This window comes from Streptomyces fildesensis (genome assembly GCF_016107395.1).
GTDB lineage: Bacteria > Actinomycetota > Actinomycetes > Streptomycetales > Streptomycetaceae > Actinacidiphila > Actinacidiphila fildesensis.
This window is the reverse complement of record NZ_JAAIKO010000324.1, coordinates 1-253: the sequence shown is the minus strand read 5'-3', so window position 1 is coordinate 253 and position 253 is coordinate 1. Positions and strand designations below refer to the sequence as shown.

Below are 253 nucleotides of genomic sequence, written 5' to 3'. Positions count from 1 at the left end.
GCTCGCCTTCGTAAACCTGGATCAGAACTCCGGGCTGGTTGTCGGAGTACGTGGAGAAGATCTGCTCTTTCTTCGTGGGAATGGTGGTGTTCCGAGGAATCAAAACGGTCATGACTCCGCCGGCGGTTTCGAGGCCAAGGCTGAGAGGCGTGACATCGAGAAGTAGAAGGTCTTGCACTTTCTCGTTGCCTTCACCGCTCAGGATGGCGGCTTGAACCGCGGCTCCATAGGCGACGGCTTCGTCGGGGTTGAT

The 253-nt window shown here is 57.3% G+C and carries 1 protein-coding gene; it reads right to left on the bottom strand.

All coding sequences use genetic code 11. The features are described 5' to 3' along the window. A partial coding sequence (locus C6N31_RS47435) for an Hsp70 family protein (protein ID WP_198359741.1) occupies positions 1–253 on the bottom strand: 253 nt, incomplete at both ends.